Source organism: Rathayibacter sp. AY1B7 (assembly GCF_002932735.1).
GTDB lineage: Bacteria > Actinomycetota > Actinomycetes > Actinomycetales > Microbacteriaceae > Rathayibacter.
Window position 1 is genome coordinate 1 of the sequence record NZ_PSWK01000022.1, and the last position, 19,603, is coordinate 19,603.

The window sequence follows — 19,603 nt, forward strand, 5'->3', positions numbered from 1 at the left end:
GACCCCGTCCCGCCCGGCCCTCGCCCGGTCTCGATCCGCCGCTCCGCGGCTACTCGACCAGCATCTACGGGCGCTCGCCCGGTCTCGATACGCCGCCGCGCGGCTACTCGACCACCAGGAGGACACCGGCGGCCGCAGGCTCGCCCTCCGATCCGCCACCCTCTCGCCGCACCCTCCGAGGCGAACCGGCGATCCGCGTGTCAGCGGATCGTCGTAGCCGGACGCACGACGCTCTCACGAACCCGGCCACCCTCCCCAGCCGACCGCGCCGAGCCGGTCGGGGACCGGCTCGGAATTCAATACAGACAGTTCGGCCCCAGCAGGCTCTTCAGCTCGCCGAAGAGGTCCGGGGTGATGCGCACGGGGAACGGGACCTCGAACACGCGGGCCGTGTCGCCCTTGATGAGCTTCAGCCGCACCTCGGTCTGGCCGGAGTGGCGGATGAGCACGTCGCTGAGCTGCGAGACCGTGTCGGTGGTCGCGCGCGATTCGGGCATCGAGACGGTGAGCGGTCCCGAGTCGCCGTCCTGGCTCATCTCGGGGGCGAACAGGCTGAACGCGTGCAGGTTCATCCCGTCGTCGCGCATGCTGACGCGGCCTCTGACGACGACGATGGAGTCGTTCGTGAGCGCCGGGGCGAACTCCTGGTACGCCTTCCCCATGAACATGCAGGTGATCTCGCCGCCGAAGTCCTCGACCTGGATCATCCCGTACTGGTTGCCGGACGCCTTGGCCATGCGGTGCTGGACGCTCGTCACCAGGCCCGCGACGACCACGGTCTCGCCGTCGGCGATCGTCTCCGAGATCAGCAGGTCGGCGATCGTGGTGCTGTAGTGCTTGGCGAGCTCGGTCTCGAGTCCGGCGAGCGGATGGTCGGACACGTAGAGCCCGAGCATGTCGCGCTCGAAGGCGAGCTTGTCGCGCTTGGCCCATTCGGGCCGCTCGGGCACCTGGATCGCGGCCTGCGGCTCGTCCCAGAGGCTGTCGAAGTCGAAGCCGACCTGGCCGTTCGCCTCGTTGCGCTTCTCCCCCACCGCCGCCTCGACGGCGTCCTCGTGCACCTCGACCAGGGCGCGGCGCGTCGAGCCGAGCGAGTCGAAGGCGCCGGCCTTGATCAGCGACTCGATGGTGCGCTTGTTGGTCACCTGCAGCGGCACCTTGCGGAGGAAGTCGTGGAACGTCTCGAAGCGGCCCTTCTCCTCGCGGGCGGCCCGGATGCCCTCGACGACGTTCATGCCGACGTTGCGGACGGCGCCGAGGCCGAAGCGGATGTCGGTGCCGACGGCGGTGAAGAAGCCGATCGACTCGTTGACGTCCGGCGGGAGCACCTTGATCCCCATCCGCCGGCACTCGTTGAGGTAGGCGGCCATCTTGTCCTTGGAGTCGCCGACGCTGGTGAGCAGCGCGGCCATGTACTCCGCGGGGTAGTGCGCCTTCAGGTACGCCGTCCAGTAGGAGACGACGCCGTACGCCGCCGAGTGCGCCTTGTTGAAGGCGTAGTCGGAGAAGGGCAGCAGGATGTCCCATAGGGTCTTGACGGCCTCCATCGAGTAGCCGTTGGCGATCATGCCGCCCGAGAAGCCCTCGAACTGCTTGTCCAGCTCGGACTTCTTCTTCTTGCCCATCGCGCGCCGCAGCAGGTCGGCCTGCGCGAGCGTGAAGCCCGCGAGCTTCTGCGCGATCGACATGACCTGCTCCTGGTACACGATCAGGCCGTAGGTCCCTCCGAGCACCTCCGAGAGCGGCTCCTCGAGCTCCGGATGGATCGGAGTGATCTCCTGCACGCCGTTCTTCCGCAGCGCGTAGTTGGTGTGGGAGTCGGCGCCCATCGGGCCCGGCCGGTAGAGCGCGAGGACTGCGGAGATGTCCTCGAAGTTGTCGGGCTTCATCAGCCGGAGAAGGCCGCGCATCGGGCCGCCGTCGAGCTGGAACACGCCGAGCGTGTCGCCTCGGGCGAGGAGGTCGTAGGCGGCCTGATCGTCGAGCTCGAGGTCCTCGAGCACGAGGTCCTGTCCGCGGTTGGCGCGGATGTTGTCGAGGGCGTCGTCGATGATCGTGAGGTTCCGCAGCCCCAGGAAGTCCATCTTGATCAGCCCGAGCGACTCGCACGCGGGGTAGTCGAACTGCGTGACGATCTGGCCGTCCTGCTCCCGCTTCATGATCGGGATGATGTCCAGCAGCGGATCGCTGGACATGATGACGCCGGCCGCGTGCACGCCCCACTGGCGCTTGAGGTTCTCGAGTCCGAGCGCGGTGTCGAAGACCAGCTTGGCCTGCGGGTCCTCGGCGATGACGTTGCGCACGTCGAGCGCTTCCTTGTAGCGCGCGTGGGCGGGGTCGTTGATGCCGCTGAGCGGGATGTCCTTGCCCATGATCGCGGGCGGCATGGCCTTCGTCAGCTTCTCGCCCATCCCGAACGGGAAGCCGAGGACGCGCGAGGCGTCCTTGAGAGCCTGCTTCGCCTTGATGGTGCCGTAGGTGACGATCTGCGCGACGCGCTCGTCGCCGTACTTCTCGGTGACGTAGCGGATGACCTCGCCGCGGCGACGGTCGTCGAAGTCGACGTCGAAGTCGGGCATGGAGACGCGGTCGGGGTTGAGGAAGCGCTCGAAGATCAGGCCGTGGCGCAGCGGATCGAGGTCGGTGATCTTCATCGCGTAGGCCGCCATCGAGCCGGCACCGGAGCCGCGGCCGGGACCGACGCGGATCCCGTTGCGCTTGGACCAGTTGATGAAGTCGGCGACGACGAGGAAGTAGCCGGGGAAGCCCATCTGCAGGATGACGCGGGTCTCGTAGTCCGCCCGGTCGCGCACCTCCTGGGAGATGCCGTCCGGGTAGCGCTCGCGCAGTCCGGCCTCGACCTCCTTCACGAACCACGTGTCCTCCGTCTCGCCCTCCGGCACGGGAAAGCGGGGCATGTAGTTCGCCGAGGTGTCGAACTGGACGTCGCAGCGCTCCGCGATGAGGAGCGTGTTGTCGCAGGCCTCGGGGTGGTCGCGGAAGACCTGGCGCATCTCGCGCGGCGACTTGAGGTAGAACTCGTCCGCGTCGAACTTGAAGCGCTTGGGGTCGTCGAGGGTGGTTCCGGACTGCACGCAGAGCAGCGCCGCGTGCGACGTCGCGTCGTGCGCGTGCGTGTAGTGAAGGTCGTTGGTGGCGACCAGCGGGAGGTCGAGGTCCTTCGCGAGCCGGATGACGTCGCCGATCACCCGCCGCTCGATGTCGAGGCCGTGATCCATGATCTCGGCGAAGAAGTTCTCCTTGCCGAAGATGTCGCGGTAGTCGGCGGCCGCCTGGCGGGCCTCCTTGTACTGGCCGAGGCGCAGGCGCGTCTGGACCTCGCCGCTCGGGCAGCCCGTGGTGCCGATCAGGCCCTCGGAGTACTGCGAGAGGATCTCGCGGTCCATGCGCGGCTTGAAGTAGTAGCCCTCGATCGACGCGCGCGAGGAGAGGCGGAAGAGGTTGTGCATGCCCGTCGTGGTCGAGCTGAGCAGCGTCATGTGGGTGTACGCGCCGGAGCCGGACACGTCGTCCCCTCCGCCGTCGCCCCAGCGGATGCGGGTCTTGTCGGAGCGGTGCGTCCCCGGGGTGAGGTAGGCCTCGGTGCCGATGATCGGCTTGATCCCCGCCGCCGTCGCGGTGCGCCAGAAGTCGAAAGCGCCGAACACGTTCCCGTGGTCGGTCACGGCGATGGCCGGCATGCCCTCCTCGACCGCCGCGTCGATCAGCGGCTTCACCCGCGCTGCACCGTCGAGCATCGAGTACTCGCTGTGCACGTGGAGGTGGACGAAGGAATCGTTACTCGGCAAGGATGCGCCTCCGGCGGACTGCGGGCAGGGGAGGGATGGCCGGCGACCCGGGAGGGCCCGTGGACACGGCGGGAAGAAGTCTAACCGCGCCGGACGCGGGTCCGGCCGGGAGAGCGCGGATCACTCCCCGCGCAGCACCTCGAGGGCGTGCACCAGGTCGTCGGGGTACGACGCCTCGAACTGCACCCACTCCCCCGAGCCCGGGTGGGTGAAGCCGAGCCGGACTGCGTCGAGCCACTGGCGGGTGAGGCCGAGCCGCTTCGAGAGGGTCGGATCGGCGCCGTACATCGCGTCGCCGACGCACGGGTGGCGCTGGGCGGCCATGTGCACGCGGATCTGGTGGGTGCGGCCGGTCTCGAGGTGGATCTCGAGGAGGGAGGCGAACGGGAAGGCCTCGATCGTCTCGTAGTGGGTCACCGAGGGCTTGCCGTCGGCGCGGACCGCGAACTTCCAGTCCGAGGACGGGTGGCGGCCGAGCGGGGCGTCGATCGTCCCGGCGAGCGGGTCGGGGTGGCCCTGCACGACCGCGTGGTAGACCTTCTCGACCGTGCGGTCGTGGAACGCGCGCTTGAGGTGCGTGTAGGCGCGCTCGGACTTCGCGACGACCATGAGGCCGCTCGTGCCGGCGTCGAGCCGGTGCACGATGCCCGCGCGCTCGGCCGCACCGGAGGTCGACACGGTGAAGCCCGCGGCGGCGAGGGCGCCGAGCACCGTCGGTCCCTCCCAGCCCACGGCGGGGTGCGCGGCCACTCCGACGGGCTTGTCGATCACCACGATGTCGTCGTCGTCGTGCACGATACCGAGGCCGGGGACCGCCATCGGCACGATCCGCGGCTCCTCGCGCGGGCTCCACTCGACGCTCAGCCAGGTGCCGGCGTGCACGCGGTCGCTCTTGTCGAGGACCCGTCCGTCGGCGCTCACTCCGCCCGCCTCGGCGACCTCGGCCGCGAAGGTGCGCGAGAAGCCGAGCAGCTTCGCGACGGCCGCGTCCACGCGGAGGCCGTCGAGCCCGTCCGGGACCGGCAGCTCTCGGGACTGCGCCATCAGCGTCCGCCGGGGCGGTCGGCGTCGCGGGCCGCCTCCTCGACGGAGGAGGCCGCTGCGGGGGCGCCCGCTCCGGGGGCGGCGGGAGCGCCGTTCTCGGACACGACCTGGTCCTGCTCGTCGCGGCCCGCGCGCTCACGGGTGCCGTCGAGGCCGACGCCCCGCACGCTCAGGAGGACGAACAGCGCCATCGCCGTGCAGATCGCGATGTCGGCGACGTTGTAGATCGCCGGGAGCAGCCACGGCGTGAAGAGGAAGTCGACGACGTGTCCGAGCCCGAAGGAGGGCTCTCGGAACAGCCGGTCGAAGAGGTTGCCGAGGGTGCCGCCGAGCAGCAGGCCGAAGAAGACGCCCCACGCGGTGGAGCGGATCCGGCGCGAGAACCAGATCACGGCGACGACGACGCACGCCGCGATGATCGAGAAGATCCAGGTCGACCCGCTCGCGAGGGAGAAGGCGGCGCCCGGGTTCTTCACGTAGTGCAGGATCAGGACGTCGCCGAGGACATGGACGTCCTCGCCCAGGGTCAGGTTCGTCGTGACCAGGAACTTCGCGGTCTGATCGATCGCGAAGACCGCGAGCGCGACGAGGCCGAGGGTGACGAGCACCCTCGGCCTGACGTCCGCTGCGGCGGGACTACGCCCCAAAGCCCGACAGCGAGGACTCCGTCGACGCCGGCTGGGTGTCGAGGTCGCGGAGCTGGCCCTCGATGTAGCTCTTCAGCTTCTGGCGGTACTCGCGCTCGAAGGTGCGGAGCTCGTCGATGCGGTGCTCGACCGTCGCGCGCTCCTCCTCGAGCTTCGCGACCTGCTGGCGCTGCTTGGCCTCGGCCTCGGCGACGATGCGGGCGGCCGTGGCACGGCCCTCGGCGACGAGAGCGTCGCGCTTCTCGGCACCCTCGCGCACGTGCTCCTCGTGGAGGCGGCGGGCGAGCTGCAGGAGTCCGCTGGAGCTCTCGGCCTCGTCGACCGGAGCCGACTGCGAGGAGCTGACGGGAGCGACGACCGGTGCGGGAGCCGGGGTGGGCTCGGGCTCGGGCTGCGGCTCCGGCTCGGGTGCCTCATCGACCACCGGGGCGGGAGCAGGAGTGCTCTCGCGCGGGGCGTCGGGGACTCGGGCGTCCGACGGGCGGCTGTCGCCGGAGGAGAGGCGCTGACGAAGCTCCTCGTTCTCCTGGTTCAGGCGGCGGAGCTCCACGACGACCTCGTCGAGGAAGTCGTCGACCTCGTCCTGGTCGTATCCCTCACGGAACTTGGTCGGCTGGAACCGCTTGTTGACAACGTCTTCGGGAGTGAGCGCCATGGCTTTCCACCTTCGATTTCAAGTAGGTACACGTTTAACAACGCGCGACTAAAGCTAGCAACTTCAGGCGCACGGCGCAGTGCTGACACCGCGGGGAACGTCCGGACGTGCCAACGATACAGGGACGGTCAGGCGCGCTGGAGCCACGTGGCGATGTACATGCCCACGATGACGCAGAGCATGGTGAGGCTCCAGCCGAAATCGAGCGCGATCGGACCGATCGAGACCGGCTTGATCAGGCGTCGGAAGAAGCCGATCGGCGGGTCCGTGACAGTGTAGACGCCCTCCGCGGCGACGAGGCCGGCACCGCGGGGGCGCCAGTCGCGTCGGATCACGCGGACGAGGTCGAGCACGAACCGCGCCCACATCGCGAAGAAGTAGAGCAGCAGCACGAAGTACAGGACGCTCCCGAGGAGCGAGACGACGGAGGTCACCGGGGGCCAGGGCTCCCCGGGATCAGGACTTCGCGAAGAACGACGCGTCGGCGTCGCTCTCGGCGGAGGCGGAGTCGCCGGCGACGGTGATGTGCGACGGCGAGAGCAGGAAGACCTTGCTCGTCACGCGCTCGATGCGGCCGTAGAGGCCCTGCGAGAGTCCGCTCGCGAAGTCGATGAGGCGGCGGGCGTCCGCATCGCTCATCTGCGAGAGGTTGATGATCACGGGGATGCCGTCGCGGAAGTTCTCCGCGATGACCTGCGCGTCGCGGTACTGCTTCGGGTGGACGGTGAGGATCTCGTTCATCTCGGCGGGTGCCGTCGCCTTCGGGGTCTGGGGGGTGGGCTTGCGGAGCGGGGTGACCGTCGCGCGGGGCTGCTGCACCGGCTCGACGGGAGGGACGGGCTGCACCGGGGAGACCGGTGCGCGGTGGGCCGTCGCCGGGGCCGCCTCGACGGGCTCTGCGCGCTCGTACTCGACCTCTTCGTCGGCGAGTCCGAGGTAGACCATCGTCTTCTTCAGCGGGTTGGCCATGGGGTGTCCTCCGTGTCGTGTGTGCTCCCACAGGTGGGTCACCACGAGGTTAGGTGCGGGCGGGGCGTTCTCCGGTGATTGCCGATCCGATTCGCAGGTGTGTCGCACCCTCCGCGATCGCCTCGGCGAAGTCGTTCGACATGCCCGCCGAGATCGCCGTGGCGGAGGGCTCGACGGCGCGCACGCGGTCGGAGATCGACCGGAGCCGGGCGAAAGCCGGACGGGGCTCCTCGTCCAGCGGAGCGACCGCCATCACGCCGCGCAGCGTGAGGCCGGGCGCCCCGGCGAGAGCCTCGGCGAGGGGCTCGACGTCGGCGGGCGACGCTCCCCCGCGGTCGGGATCCTCGGTGAGGTTGACCTGCAGGAACACGTCGAGCGGCTCCTCCCCCGCCTCCAGCAGCGGGACGAGCGCGAGCCGGTCGACGGAGTGGACCGCGTCGGCGTAGCGCCGCACCTGGCGCGCCTTCTTGCTCTGGAGCTGCCCGATGAAGTGCCAGCGCGCAGCAGTCCCCGCCAGCTCGGCCGACTTCTCCTGCGCCTCCTGGTGCCGGTTCTCGCCGAAGTCGACGACGCCCAGCTCGAGGAGGTCGCGGAGCAGCGACACGGGGTGGAACTTGGTCACCACGATGGTCGTGACCGAGGACGCCTCGCGACCGGCCGAGCGGGTCGCGTCGGCGACCCGCTCGGAGACCTCGGCCCAGCGCGCGGCCAGCTCCGGATCCGGCACGACTACTTGAGGAAGTCGGGGATGTCCAGGTCGCTGTCGTCGTCGTCGAAGGACGGGTCGGCGACAGGGGCCGGGGCGGCGACGGGGGTGCTCGACCAGATCGAGCCGGCCGCAGGAGCGGCGGCGGGAGCCGGGACGGGCTCGGCGGCCGACTCGCTCGCCGAGCTCTGCTGCTGGCGCGGCTGGGCGATCGCGGCCTGAGCGGTCCCGCCCGGCTCTCCGCCGTCGAAGCCCGCGGCGATGACGGTGACGCGCACCTCGTCGCCGAGCGTGTCGTCGATCACGGCACCGAAGATGATGTTCGCCTCGGCGTGCACCGCCTCCTGGACGAGGCGCGCCGCGTCGTTGATCTCGAAGATGCCGAGGTTCGAGCCGCCCTGGATCGAGAGGAGCACGCCGTGCGCGCCGTCGATGCTGGCCTCGAGCAGCGGTGAGGCGACGGCCAGCTCGGCCGCCTTGATCGCGCGATCGGCGCCGCGCGACGAGCCGATGCCCATCAGCGCCGAGCCCGCGCCCTGCATGACCGACTTCACGTCGGCGAAGTCGAGGTTGATCAGGCCGGGCGTGGTGATCAGGTCGGTGATGCCCTGGACACCGGCGAGGAGCACCTGGTCGGCGGTCGCGAAGGCCTCGAGCATCGAGATGCCGCGGTCGCTGATCTCGAGCAGGCGGTCGTTCGGGACGACGATGAGCGTGTCGACCTCGTTCTTCAGCGTCGCGACGCCGGCCTCGGCCTGCGTCTGCCGACGGCGTCCCTCGAACCCGAAGGGCTTGGTCACGACGCCGATGGTGAGGGCGCCGATCGACTTGGCGATCCGCGCGACGACGGGCGCGCCGCCGGTGCCGGTGCCGCCGCCCTCGCCCGCGGTGACGAAGACCATGTCGGCCCCCGCGAGGACCTCCTCGATCTCCTCGGCGTGGTCCTCGGCGGCGCGGCGGCCGACCTCGGGGTCGGCGCCGGCGCCGAGTCCGCGGGTCAGCTCGCGGCCCACGTCGAGCTTGACGTCGGCGTCGCTGAGCAGGAGCGCCTGGGCGTCCGTGTTGATCGCGATGAATTCGACACCGCGCAGGCCGAGCTCGATCATGCGGTTGACGGCGTTGACGCCGCCACCGCCGATGCCGACGACCTTGATCACGGCGAGGTAGTTCTGGTTTGAAGTCACGTCTCCGGCCTCCGGGCTGAACCTTAAACCTGTAGTTGAGGCTTAAAGTTATGCTGAGTATGCATTTGGGTTTCGGCTCCGACGGTAGGCGGAGTCCGGTCGCGCTCCCAGCAGACACGCCCGCAACGCTCGAAAGAACGCGCGGATCCGTCGCCGGTCAGGGCCGGGGCGCCACGACGGCGGCCTGGGGCGAGGACACGTCGTAGGTGCCGACGACGGCGGGGTCGGTCGCGGCCATCAGCTTCTCGAGCACGACGGCCTTGAGCGCCGACTCGTCCGACCCGCCCCAGACGACTTCCGTGCCGTTCTGCAGGGTGAGCGAGACGTCGTCGCCGGTCGTGGCCGTGGCGGCCGTCACCTGCGGAGCGAGCGACGCGGGCAGGGAGCGCAGCACCCGCGCGGTCGCGCGGAAGCCGGCTCCCGAGGCGTCGCCGGACGCGGTGGTGAGGACCGGGTAGCCGGGCTGCGCCGAGTCCGCCGTCTCGATGACGACTCCGGCCGCGTCCACGAGCTCGAAGCGGCCCCCCGCCGCGATCACGCCGAGGGGCGTGCGCTCGACGATCGACACCACGAGGGTGCTCGGCGGCCGGGTCTGCACCGAGTAGCTCTGGATGAGCGGGGACGCGCCCAGCACGCGGCCGACCTCGTCCCGGTCCACCAGGGTGAGCGGGACGCCGAGCTGGTCGTCGAGCTCGCTCTGCAGGGCGGCGGCGTCGACGCGCTGGGTGCCCGAGATCTCGATCGTGCGCACGGCCATGAGCGGCGAGAAGGCCGCGACTCCGACGATGAGGGCGAGGGCGACGAGCGATCCGGCCACGACCAGGGCGATCAGGCGGCGCCGACGCGCGCGCTTCGTGAAGCGGCGGACCTCCCCCCGCTCGTAGCGCCTCCGCTCGCGGGCGGCCCGGGAGACGGCCCGGTTCTCGGCACCGGGCAGGCGCAGGCCCGAGAGGGTGCGGCGGACCGCGCCCGCGCGCGACGGAGTGCGCTCGGCCGGCTCCGGGTCCACGCGGATCGCGGAGACGATCCGGATCGGCTCGGTGTCCGGCTCCGGCTCGCCGCCGCGCGCGGGGACGCTCCGACCGGGCGCCGGAGGGCGTCCGCCGTCGGGCCGCTTCACGGCCGCTCCCCCGCTTCGGGCGCGAGGACCGCGGTCATCGTGCGACCGGCGCGGCCTCGCTCGCGCCGAGCGACTCGAGCACCTGCGGGATGATCCGGTAGACGTCGCCGCAGCCGAGGGTGATGACGAAGTCGCCCTCGCGCGCGATGCCGGCCGTGAGGCGGGCCGCCTCCGCCCAGTCCGGGACGAACGAGACGTGCGACGGGTCGGCGAACTTCTCGCTGACCAGCGCTCCGGTCACTCCGGGCTCCGGATCCTCGCGCGCCCCGTAGACGTCGAGGACGATCGTCTCGTCGGCGTAGCGCTCGAGCGTCTCGGCGAACTCGCGGGCGAAGAGGCGGGTGCGGCTGTAGAGGTGCGGCTGGTGCACGGCGATGATGCGGCCCTCGCCGACCACGGTGCGCGCGGCGGAGAGGGCGGCGGCCACCTCGGTGGGGTGGTGGGCGTAGTCGTCGTAGACGCTGACTCCGCGGACCGCTCCGTGCAGCTCGAAACGGCGCTCCGTGCCTCCGAACGCCGACACGGCCTCGAGCGAGGCGGCCGGATCGAAGCCCAGGCCCACCAGCACTGCGAACGCGCCGGCCGCGTTGATCGCGTTGTGCCGGCCGGGGATGCGGAGGCGGGCCGAGTAGCGCCTGCCCTCGTACTCGACCGAGAAGCCGACGGGGCCGACGAGGTCGAGGTCGACGACGCGGACGTCCGCCCCCTCGGCCTCGCCGAAGGTCAGCACCCGTCCGCCGACCAGCCGCTCGGTGACGCGGACGGCGCCAGGGTCGTCGGAGGAGATGACGACGAGCTCGCTCGCGGAGGAGGCGAAGGTGACGAAGGCCTCCTCGAACGCCTCCAGCGATCCGTAGTGGTCGAGGTGGTCCGGGTCGACGTTCGTGATGAGGGCGACCGCGGTGTCGTAGAGGAGGAAGCTGCCGTCCGACTCGTCGGCCTCGACGACGAAGACCTCGCCGGAGCCGGCGGCGGAGGAGGTGCCGAGGCTCTCGATGATGCCGCCGTTGACGAAGCTGGGGTCGGCGTCGACGCCGAGCAGGCCGGTGACGATCATGCCGGTCGACGTGGTCTTGCCGTGCGCTCCGGCCACCGCGACCAGGCGCCTGCCGCGCACCAGCCAGGCGAGGGCCTGCGAGCGGTGCAGCACGGGCAGGCCGCGCTCCTTCGCGAGCAGGTACTCGGGATTGTCGGGCCACAGGGCGGAGGTGACGACGACCGCCTCGGCGTCCCCGAGGTTCGCCGCGTCGTGGCCGATGGCGACTGGGACGCCGAGCTCCCGCAGCTGCTCGATGGGGTGGGACTCGCGGACGTCGGACCCGGTGACCCGGTGCCCGGCGTGGTGGAACAGCCGGGCGATCCCGCTCATCCCGGAGCCGCCGATGCCGATGAAGTGGACCGAGCCGAGCTCGTCGGGGACGGTGATGCCGAGGTCGGGCTTGATCACGGGGCTCTCGCTTTCGGGTGGGTCGCGGCGGGCGGGAGGGGCCTCCCGCGGTGCGCCGGATCAGTGTAGACGGTGGGCGGGAGTGCTCTCACGAGCCGCGCGGAGCGGGCTCAGCGCGGAGCGGAGAGGGTCGACTCGATCAGGTCGACGAGCCGCCCGGAGCCGTCGCGGACTCCCACGCGGGCGGCCCGGCGCGCCATCTCGTCGCGACGGGCGGTGTCGCCCAGGAGCGGTACGAGCTCCCGCTGGACCCAGCCGGGGAGGAAGGCGGCGTCCTCGACGAGGACCGCTCCCCCGGCGTCGACGACGCCGCGCGCGTTGTAGCGCTGCTCGCCGTTGCCGACCGGGTACGGGACGTAGACCGCGGGCAGGCCGAGGGCTGTCAGCTCGCTGACGGTCGCCGCCCCCGCGCGGGAGACGGCCACGTCCGCGGCGGACAGCGCGAGGTCCATCCGGTCGCAGTAGGCGAGGAGGTGGTAGCCGGCCACCCCCGGGTCCGTGATCTCGGCGCGGTCGCCCGTGATGTGGAGGACCTGGAAGCCGGTGGCGACGAGATCCCGGGCGGCGGCGTGCACCGTCGCGTTGATCCGTCGAGCGCCGAGGGAGCCGCCGGTCACCAGGAGGGTCTGCCGGGACGGGTCGAGGCCCAGCGCCGCCATCGCCTCGTCGCGGCGCGCGGCCCGGTCGAGCTCGGCGATCTCGCGGCGCAGCGGCATGCCGACCACCTGCGCGTGCGGCAGGGGCGTGCCCTCGAAGGCCACGCCGACCGAGCGGGTCGCGCGCGCGCCGAGGCGGTTGGCGAGCCCGGGGCGCGCGTTGGCCTCGTGGACGGTGAAGGGGACGCCGGCGCGGCGGGCCGCCAGGTAGGCGGGTGCTGCCGCGTACCCTCCGAAGCCGACCACCGCGTCGATCCGCCGGTCGCGGATCGTCCGGACGATGCCGGCGATGGTCGCGCGGAAGGCTCCGGGGAACCGCAGCGCCGCCGCGTTCGGGCGGCGCGGGAACGGCAGCCGCGGGATCACCGAGAGCTCGTAGCCGCGGAGGGGGACGAGGCGCGCCTCGAGCCCCTCGGCGGTGCCGAGCACGAGCACTTCGTCGCGCGGGTTCCGCCTGCGGATCTCGTCGGCCGTCGCGAGCAGCGGATTGACGTGGCCGGCGGTGCCGCCGCCGGCGAGCAGGTAGCGGGTCACTCCGCCGCCGCCTTCCTGCGGCGCAGCACGCCAGCGCCGGGCAGGGGCGCGGTCTGGGTGCGGGCGAAGGAGAGGACGACGCCGATGGCGAGGAGCGAGCTGAGCAGGGCGGTGCCTCCGGAGGAGATCAGCGGCAGCGGGACCCCCAGCACCGGGAGCACCCCCAGGACGACGCCGATGTTGACGAACGCCTGGCCGATCAGCCAGACCATGATCGCGCCGGTGCTGATCCGCACGAACGGATCGGAGGACGCGTGGATGACGCGGAAGAAGGCGACCGCGAGGACCACGAACAGCGCCAGGACGACGATCGCTCCGATCAGCCCGAGCTCCTCGCCGATGATGGCGAAGATGTAGTCGTTGTCCGCGGCGGGCAGCCAGGACCACTTGGCCTTGGAGTTGCCGAGGCCCACGCCGAAGATCCCGCCGGAGGCCATCGCCCAGGTGCCGTGCACAGGCTGCCAGCACGAGTTCTGGTACTCCTCGACGTTGGAGCAGTCGCCGAGGAAGGACATGATCCGGGTGAGGCGGTTGTCGCTGGAGACGGCGAACAGCACCGCTCCGATCGCACCGACCACCACGATCGGCACGAGGACCTTCATCTGGACGTTCGCGTAGAAGAGTGCGGCGAGGACGATGCCCGCCATGATCACGACCGTGCCCAGGTCGCCTCCGATGAGGACCAGTCCGATCGCCGCGCCGCCGACGATCAGGACGGGGATGAGCGCGTCCTTCCAGTCCTTCGGCGACCGGTAGCGGCGGGCGAGCAGGAGCCCCAGCCAGAGGGCGAGCGCGAGCTTGATGATCTCGGAGGGCTGCATGCTGAAGGCGCCGAGGCGGATCCAGTTGCGGTTCCCGCCGACGGAGTTGCCGAGCGGTGTGAAGAGCACGAGGCACTGGAGGACGCAGCCGGCGATGAGCAGGATCGGCGTCACGCGCTTCCACACGCCGAGGGGCAGCCGCGAGACCACCAGCATCATCGGGATCCCGAGGAGGGCGAACCCGCCCTGGCGCAGGAAGCCCCCGAAGGAGTCGTCGCTCGACACGTAGGAGGTGACCGACGAGGAGGAGAGCACCATCGTCAGTCCGAACAGCACCAGGAAGAGCGTGGTGCCGAAGAGGAGGTAGAAGTTCGGCGAGTGGGAGGCGAAGACCTTCGAGAGGACGATCCGCGCGGAGCGGGCCCCGCTCCGGTCCTTCCCGCGCGGCTCAGTGCGCGAGCGGCCCGCGGGGCGGCTCGTCGTCGGAGCGGTCATCGGCTCCCCCTCCCAGGTGTGTCGCCACGGCGGCCGCGAAGGAGCGGCCCCGAGCCGCGTAGTCGAGGAACTGGTCCATCGAGGCCGCGGCGGGTGCGAGCAGGACGACGTCCCCCGAGCGGGCGAGCGTCGCGGCCGCCTCGACGGCCGCCTGCATCACCGCACCAGTGTCGTCCGGCACCGCCTCGCTCACGGGGAGGGCGGGCGCGTGTCGTCGGAATGCCGCGAGCAGCGCCGAGCGGTCGGCGCCGATCACCACGGCGCCCCGCAGGCGGCCGACGTGCGCGGCCACGAGGGCGTCCACGTCGACGCCCTTGAGCAGCCCGCCGACGACCCAGACGACCGACGGGTACGCGCGCAGCGAGGCGTCGGCGGCGTGCGGGTTCGTGGCCTTGGAGTCGTTCACCCAGGTCACCCCGTCGTGCTCGGCGACGACCTGGATGCGGTGGGCGTCGAGCTCGAAGGACGCCAGCGCGGTGCGGACGGCCGCGACCTCGATCCCGCACGCTCGGGAGAGCGCTGCCGCGGCGAGCACGTTCTGGACGATGTGCGGAGCGGCGAGGTTCCGTGCGGCGAGCTCGTCCACGGTGGTGATCTCGAGGGCACTGGTGCGGCGGTCCTCGAGGAAGGCGCGGTCGCAGAGGATGCCGTCGACGATCCCGAAGTCGCTCGGGCCGGGCACGCCGAGGCCGAACCCGATCGCCCGGGCGCCCTCCACCACCTCGGCGTCGAGGACCATCTGCTCGGTCGCCGCGTCGGCGCGGTTGTACACGCAGGCGACGCGGGTGCCGGCGTAGACCTTGCCCTTGGCCGCGCGGTAGGCGTCGAACGAGCCGTGCCAGTCGAGGTGGTCGTCGGCGATGTTGAGGCACGCGCTCGCGATCGGCTCGATCGCGCCCAGGTAGTGCAGCTGGTAGCTCGAGAGCTCCACGACGAGGACGTCGAAGCCCTGCGGGTCGCGGACCGCGTCGAGCACGGGCACGCCGATGTTGCCGCAGGGGGCGGCGCGGAGGCCGCCGGCCACGAGCATCGTCGCCGTGAGCTGGACGGTCGTGGTCTTCCCGTTGGTGCCGGTGACGGCCACCCAGTCGGCCGGAGTGCCGTCGGCGCGCACGACCTTGTCGCGGACGCGCCAGGCGAGCTCGACGTCGCCCCACACGGGGATCCCGGACTCCGCCGCCCACACGAGGATCGGGTGCGTCGGCCGGAAGCCGGGCGACACCACGACCAGCTCCGGTGCGAACGCGTGCAGCTCCTCCGGAGCGGAGTCGAGGCGGTCGGCCCGGTGCAGGCGGGCGCCGATCACCTCGAGCAGGCGCTCGCGCTCCTCATCGGCGCGGTCGGCGAGGACCAGCACCTCGGAGCCGAGCTCGGTCAGGGTGTCGGCCACCGAGAACCCGGTGACGCCCAGGCCCAGCACGGCGACGCGCAGGCCGCGCCAGTCCGAGTGCCAGCTGCGGAGGGAGTCGGGACGGGCGGGATCGGTCATGCCAGCGACAGCCATTCCAGGTAGAAGAGCCCGACTCCGGCGGCGACGAAGATGCCGGCGATGATCCAGAACCGGACCACGACGGTGATCTCGGCCCAGCCCTTGAGCTCGAAGTGGTGGTGGAGCGGGCTCATCAGGAAGATGCGCTTGCCCCGGGTCAGCTTGAAGTAGATCCGCTGGAGGATGACCGAGCCGGTCACGATGACGAACAGGCCGCCGATGAGGATGACCAGCAGCTCGGTCCGGGTGAGGATCGCCAGGGCCGCGAGCGCGCCGCCGAGGCCGAGCGAGCCGGTGTCGCCCATGAAGATCTGCGCCGGCGAGGTGTTCCACCAGAGGAAGCCCACCAGGGCACCGGAGACGGCCGCCGCGATGATGGCCAGGTCGAACGGGTCGCTCACCTGGTAGCACTTGTCGACGACCTCGGGGTTGAGGTGCTGGTCGAAGCACCACTGGTTCGACTGCCAGAACCCGATGATGACGTAGGAGCCGATCGCGAGGATCGAGGACCCGGTCGCGAGTCCGTCGAGCCCGTCGGCGACGTTCACGCCGTTCGACGTGCTGGTGACGATGATGCAGATCCACAGCACGAACAGGCCGATGCCGATCCAGCCGAGGGAGGCGAAGTCGAACGGCAGGTCGCGGATGAACGAGATCGAGGTGGACGCGGGGGTGAGCCCGTTGGAGTCGCGGACCATGATCGCGATCACCGCGAAGGCCGCGGCGACGATGACCTGCCCGGCGATCTTCGCCCAGCCGCCGAGGCCGAGGCTGCGCTGGTTGCGGGTCTTCAGGAAGTCGTCGACGAAGCCGACGAGTCCGAGCCCGACCATCATGAAGAGCACCAGCAGGGCCGACGGCGCGATCGCCCGGTTGCCGAACAGCATCCCGAGGAAGTAGCCGACCACGGTGCCGATGATGATGACGATGCCGCCCATCGTCGCCGTACCGTGCTTGACGTGGTGCGACTTCGGTCCGTCCTCGCGGATGAACTGGCCCCACTGCAGGCGGTGGAAGAGGCGGATGAACAGGGGCGTCATCAGGAGCGTGAAGGCTCCCGAGAACGCGCCGGACAGGAGGAGTGCCCTCATCGGTGACGCTCCCCGAGACGGTCGGCGAGGAAGCGCAGCCCCGCGGAGTTGGACGACTTGACCAGCACGGTGTCGCCGGGTCGCAGGTAGTCCTCGAGGAGGTCGAATGCCTCGTCGGAGGTCTCCGCGAAGACGGACTCGCCGCTCCACGATCCCTCGCGCTCGGCCGCGACGTGGATCCGGCGGGCGCCTCGGCCCACCACCACGATCTGGGAGATGTTGAGGCGCACGGCCAGCAGGCCCACGCGCTCGTGCTCCTCGTCGGCCCACTCGCCGAGCTCGCTCATCTCTCCCAGGACGGCGACGGTGCGCCCCCCGGGCTTCGCGATCTGGGCGAGGGTGCGCAGGGCGGCCGCGGTGGAGTCGGGACTCGCGTTGTACGCGTCGTTGATGACGCGGACGTCCTCGCCGCCCAGGACCTCCATGCGGCCGCGCTCGGCGAGGGTGACGGTCGCGAGAGCCTCGACGATCGCGGGCAGCGCCACTCCGACAGAGAGCGCGGCGGCGGTCGCCGCGAGGGCGTTCATCACGTGGTGCTCGCCGAGGACGCGCAGCAGGAGCTCGGCGCGAGCGGCCTCGCGGCCCTCCCCCGCCGAGACCTCGATGGCGAAGCGGGTGCCGTCGGCGGTCGCGTCGATGTCGACGGCGCGGACGTCCGCGCTCTCGCCGCGGCCGAACCAGAGGACCCGGGCGGCGGTGCGGCCCGCCATCGAGGCGACCCGGCCGTCGTCGGCGTTCAGCACGGCGACGTCGTCGGCGGTGAGGTCGGCGACCATCTCTGTCTTGGCCTCGAGCGTGCGCTCGATCCCGCCGAACTCGCCGGCGTGCGCGAGGCCCACGGCGAGGACGACGCCGACGTCGGGCCTGGCCATCCGGACGAGGCGGCGGATCTCGCCGACCGCGCTCGCGCCCATCTCGGCGACGAGGAAGCGCGTCGACTCGGACACCTGGAGCATCGTGATCGGCGCGCCGACCTCGTTGTTGAAGGATCCGCGCGGAGCGACCGTCTCTCCGACCCGCTCGAGGACGGTGCGGAGGAGGTTCTTGGTCGTCGTCTTGCCGTTCGAGCCGGTGACGCCGATGACGGTGAGCCCGCCCTTCGCGCGGACGCGCCGGACGACCTCGGTCGCCAGCGCTCCGAGCGCCTCGACGGAGTCGTCGACGAGGACCTGCGGCACGTCGAGGTCGAGCGGGCGCTCCACGATGAGGAGCGCGGCACCGCGCTCGAGAGCGGCGGGAGCGAAGAGGTGGCCGTCGGTGTGCTCGCCGCGCTTGGCGACGAAGATCCCGCCGGGCGCGATCTCGCGGGAGTCGGTCTCGGTCGCTCCGTCGATCACGGTGGCGGCCGTGGCGGACGAGCCGGCCAGGTGGAGGCGTCCGGTGACGGCCTCGGCGATCTCGATGAGGGTGAGGGCGATCATCTACAGCCAGCCCGCCTCGCGCAGCGCGTGACGGACGTCGTCTCTGGCCGAATACGGCATGTGCACTCCTGCGATCTCCTGGTGGTCCTCGTGGCCGGGCCCGGCGTAGAGGATCGAGTCCCCTTCGCGCGCGAGGGCGACGGCGGCACGCACGGCGGCGCGCGGGTCGGCGATCTCGTGGATCTCCCGGTCGGGCACGGCGGCCCGGGCGCCCTGGAGGAGCGCGGCGCGGATGGCGGCCGGATCCTCCCAGCGCGGGTGGAAGTCGGTGACGACCACGACGTCGGCGAGGCGGGCGGCGATGGCGCCCATGTCGCTCCGCTTGGTCGTGTCGCGGTCCCCGTCCGCCCCGAACACCATGAACAGGCGGCCGGGCGTGATGGTCCGCAGCGCCTCGAGCGCGTTCTGGAACGCGTCGGGGGTGTGGCCGTAGTCGACGTAGACGCGCGGTCCGCGCTCCCCCGAGACGAGCTCTGCGCGGCCCGGGATGTAGACGTCGAGACGGCTGTCCTCGAGCGCGTGCGCGACGGCGTCCAGGTCGAAGCCCGACTCCACCAGCATCACGATCGCCAGCGCGGCGTTGGACGCCATGTACCAGCCGATCAGCGAGACGGTGACGACGACGGAGCGGTTCTCGGGCCCCTCCAGGCGGAAGGTGGTGCTGTCGGGCGTCGCGTCCAGCACCGTCATCGACCAGTCGGCGGGCGTCGTCGGGGCGACTCCGACGACCGGCGAGCCGGCGAGTGTCGCGACGGGGATGCGGCTGCGCTCGGCGAGCTCGCGCCCCCAGGCGCTGTCGACCGTGACGACGCCGCGGCGTGCGCGCTCCGGCTCGAAGAGGTCGGCCTTGGCCTCGAAGTACTCGCGCAGATCGGAGTAGTCGTCGAGGTGGTCGTGGCTGAGGTTCGTGAAGCCGACGACGTCGAAGACGAGGCCGTCGATCCGGTGCCGCGTGAGCGCCTGCGCCGACACCTCGATGGAGACCGCGCGGACGGCGGACTCGCGCATCCGCGCGAGCAGGCCGTGCAGCTCGCTCGCCTCGGGAGTGGTCAGCGAGCTCACCACGGCGACGTCGCCGATCCGGCGCTCGGCGGTGGAGCTGAGGCCGGAGACGACTCCGAGCCGGCGCAGCAGCGCGTCGAGGATGTAGACGACGCTCGTCTTGCCGTTGGTCCCCGTCACGCCGAAGAGCGTCGGGACGTCCTCGCGGGTGCGGTGGATCCACGCGGCGACGTCGCCGAGGGCGGCCCGCGGGTCGGGGGTCACCAGCACGGGCAGGCCGCTGTCGGCGGCGAGCTCCGCTCCGGCCGGGTCGGTCAGCACGGCGACGGCTCCGGACGCCGCGGCGGCCGACGCGAAGGCCGCGCCATGGGCACGGCGTCCTGCGACACCGACGTAGAGGTCTCCGGACTCGACCTGGTTCGAGTCCAGCGTGACTCCGCTCACCTCGACGCCCTCGAGGCCGCGGACCGGGCCGAGGGAGAACTCGGCCACGAGCTGCGAGAGGCTCCGCGGCACGGGGTGCTCGGGGCGGAGGGAGGACTGCGGGCGAGGGTCGTGCACTGCCCGCTCTTT

The 19,603-nt window shown here is 71.4% G+C and carries 16 protein-coding genes; all 16 read right to left on the reverse strand.

The annotated features are described in order from the left end of the window. Positions 1–296: 296 nt before the first annotated feature. The 16 genes from dnaE to C5C95_RS12400 all read right to left on the reverse strand — a co-directional run bounded on the left by dnaE (position 297) and on the right by C5C95_RS12400 (position 19,591). A complete protein-coding gene (gene dnaE / locus C5C95_RS12325) occupies positions 297–3,758 on the reverse strand; it encodes a DNA polymerase III subunit alpha (RefSeq protein WP_244229655.1) in 3,462 nt (1,153 codons plus the stop codon). A 171-nt stretch (positions 3,759–3,929) separates the two neighbouring features. Further along, complete coding sequence (locus C5C95_RS12330) at positions 3,930–4,853, reverse strand: RluA family pseudouridine synthase (RefSeq protein ID WP_104233341.1); 924 nt, start codon at positions 4,851–4,853, stop codon at positions 3,930–3,932. Next, a complete protein-coding gene (lspA, locus tag C5C95_RS12335; protein WP_104273469.1) occupies positions 4,853–5,461 on the reverse strand; it encodes a signal peptidase II in 609 nt (202 codons plus the stop codon). The genes C5C95_RS12330 and lspA overlap by 1 nt, the downstream gene beginning before the upstream one ends. A 28-nt stretch (positions 5,462–5,489) precedes the next feature. Further along, positions 5,490–6,155: a DivIVA domain-containing protein gene (locus C5C95_RS12340; protein WP_104267391.1), complete on the reverse strand. Its 666-nt coding sequence runs from the start codon at positions 6,153–6,155 to the stop codon at positions 5,490–5,492. A gap of 128 nt (positions 6,156–6,283) precedes the next feature. Beyond that, positions 6,284–6,589: a YggT family protein gene (locus C5C95_RS12345; RefSeq protein ID WP_258059242.1), complete on the reverse strand. Its 306-nt coding sequence runs from the start codon at positions 6,587–6,589 to the stop codon at positions 6,284–6,286. Positions 6,590–6,611: 22 nt separating this feature from the next. After that, complete coding sequence (locus C5C95_RS12350) at positions 6,612–7,124, reverse strand: cell division protein SepF (RefSeq protein WP_104222599.1); 513 nt, start codon at positions 7,122–7,124, stop codon at positions 6,612–6,614. A 49-nt stretch (positions 7,125–7,173) separates the two neighbouring features. Next, on the reverse strand, positions 7,174–7,851 hold the full coding sequence (locus tag C5C95_RS12355; protein WP_104222598.1) for a YggS family pyridoxal phosphate-dependent enzyme: 678 nt from the start codon (positions 7,849–7,851) through the stop codon (positions 7,174–7,176). 2 nt (positions 7,852–7,853) lie between these two features. Beyond that, entirely contained in the window at positions 7,854–9,014 is a 1,161-nt protein-coding gene (ftsZ, locus tag C5C95_RS12360; protein WP_104222597.1) for a cell division protein FtsZ, read from the reverse strand. A gap of 157 nt (positions 9,015–9,171) precedes the next feature. Continuing rightward, positions 9,172–10,134, reverse strand: a complete 963-nt coding sequence (locus C5C95_RS12365; RefSeq protein ID WP_104324542.1) for a cell division protein FtsQ/DivIB — start codon at positions 10,132–10,134, stop codon at positions 9,172–9,174. Positions 10,135–10,168: 34 nt separating this feature from the next. After that, positions 10,169–11,581, reverse strand: a complete 1,413-nt coding sequence (gene murC / locus C5C95_RS12370) for a UDP-N-acetylmuramate--L-alanine ligase (RefSeq protein WP_104269150.1) — start codon at positions 11,579–11,581, stop codon at positions 10,169–10,171. Positions 11,582–11,691: 110 nt separating this feature from the next. Next, positions 11,692–12,771, reverse strand: coding sequence for an undecaprenyldiphospho-muramoylpentapeptide beta-N-acetylglucosaminyltransferase (gene murG, locus C5C95_RS12375; RefSeq protein ID WP_104324543.1), 1,080 nt, complete (start codon positions 12,769–12,771; stop codon positions 11,692–11,694). Next, positions 12,768–14,027, reverse strand: a complete 1,260-nt coding sequence (gene ftsW, locus C5C95_RS12380; RefSeq protein ID WP_104324544.1) for a putative lipid II flippase FtsW — start codon at positions 14,025–14,027, stop codon at positions 12,768–12,770. The genes murG and ftsW overlap by 4 nt, the downstream gene beginning before the upstream one ends. Continuing rightward, positions 13,981–15,516 (reverse strand): UDP-N-acetylmuramoyl-L-alanine--D-glutamate ligase, encoded by a 1,536-nt coding sequence (gene murD / locus C5C95_RS12385; RefSeq protein WP_104324545.1) that lies wholly within the window; start codon positions 15,514–15,516, stop codon positions 13,981–13,983. The genes ftsW and murD overlap by 47 nt, the downstream gene beginning before the upstream one ends. Next, on the reverse strand, positions 15,513–16,607 hold the full coding sequence (mraY, locus tag C5C95_RS12390; protein ID WP_104222591.1) for a phospho-N-acetylmuramoyl-pentapeptide-transferase: 1,095 nt from the start codon (positions 16,605–16,607) through the stop codon (positions 15,513–15,515). Before mraY ends, murD begins: the two co-directional genes overlap by 4 nt. Further along, entirely contained in the window at positions 16,604–18,028 is a 1,425-nt protein-coding gene (gene murF / locus C5C95_RS12395; RefSeq protein WP_104324546.1) for a UDP-N-acetylmuramoyl-tripeptide--D-alanyl-D-alanine ligase, read from the reverse strand. The genes mraY and murF overlap by 4 nt, the downstream gene beginning before the upstream one ends. Further along, positions 18,029–19,591: a Mur ligase family protein gene (locus tag C5C95_RS12400; RefSeq protein ID WP_104238697.1), complete on the reverse strand. Its 1,563-nt coding sequence runs from the start codon at positions 19,589–19,591 to the stop codon at positions 18,029–18,031. Between the last annotated feature and the right edge of the window lie 12 nt (positions 19,592–19,603).

What these genes read in the sequence shown, in the direction of transcription:
- dnaE (WP_244229655.1), bottom strand. Translation starts at nt 3,758, where the DNA reads ATGCTCGACGGTGCAGCGCGGGTGAAGCCGCTGATCGACGCGGCGGTC.
- C5C95_RS12330 (WP_104233341.1), bottom strand. Translation starts at nt 4,853, where the DNA reads ATGGCGCAGTCCCGAGAGCTGCCGGTCCCGGACGGGCTCGACGGCCTC.
- C5C95_RS12340 (WP_104267391.1), bottom strand. Translation starts at nt 6,155, where the DNA reads ATGGCGCTCACTCCCGAAGACGTTGTCAACAAGCGGTTCCAGCCGACC.
- C5C95_RS12350 (WP_104222599.1), bottom strand. Translation starts at nt 7,124, where the DNA reads ATGGCCAACCCGCTGAAGAAGACGATGGTCTACCTCGGACTCGCCGAC.
- ftsW (WP_104324544.1), bottom strand. Translation starts at nt 14,027, where the DNA reads ATGACCGCTCCGACGACGAGCCGCCCCGCGGGCCGCTCGCGCACTGAG.
- murD (WP_104324545.1), bottom strand. Translation starts at nt 15,516, where the DNA reads ATGACCGATCCCGCCCGTCCCGACTCCCTCCGCAGCTGGCACTCGGAC.
- mraY (WP_104222591.1), bottom strand. Translation starts at nt 16,607, where the DNA reads ATGAGGGCACTCCTCCTGTCCGGCGCGTTCTCGGGAGCCTTCACGCTC.
- murF (WP_104324546.1), bottom strand. Translation starts at nt 18,028, where the DNA reads ATGATCGCCCTCACCCTCATCGAGATCGCCGAGGCCGTCACCGGACGC.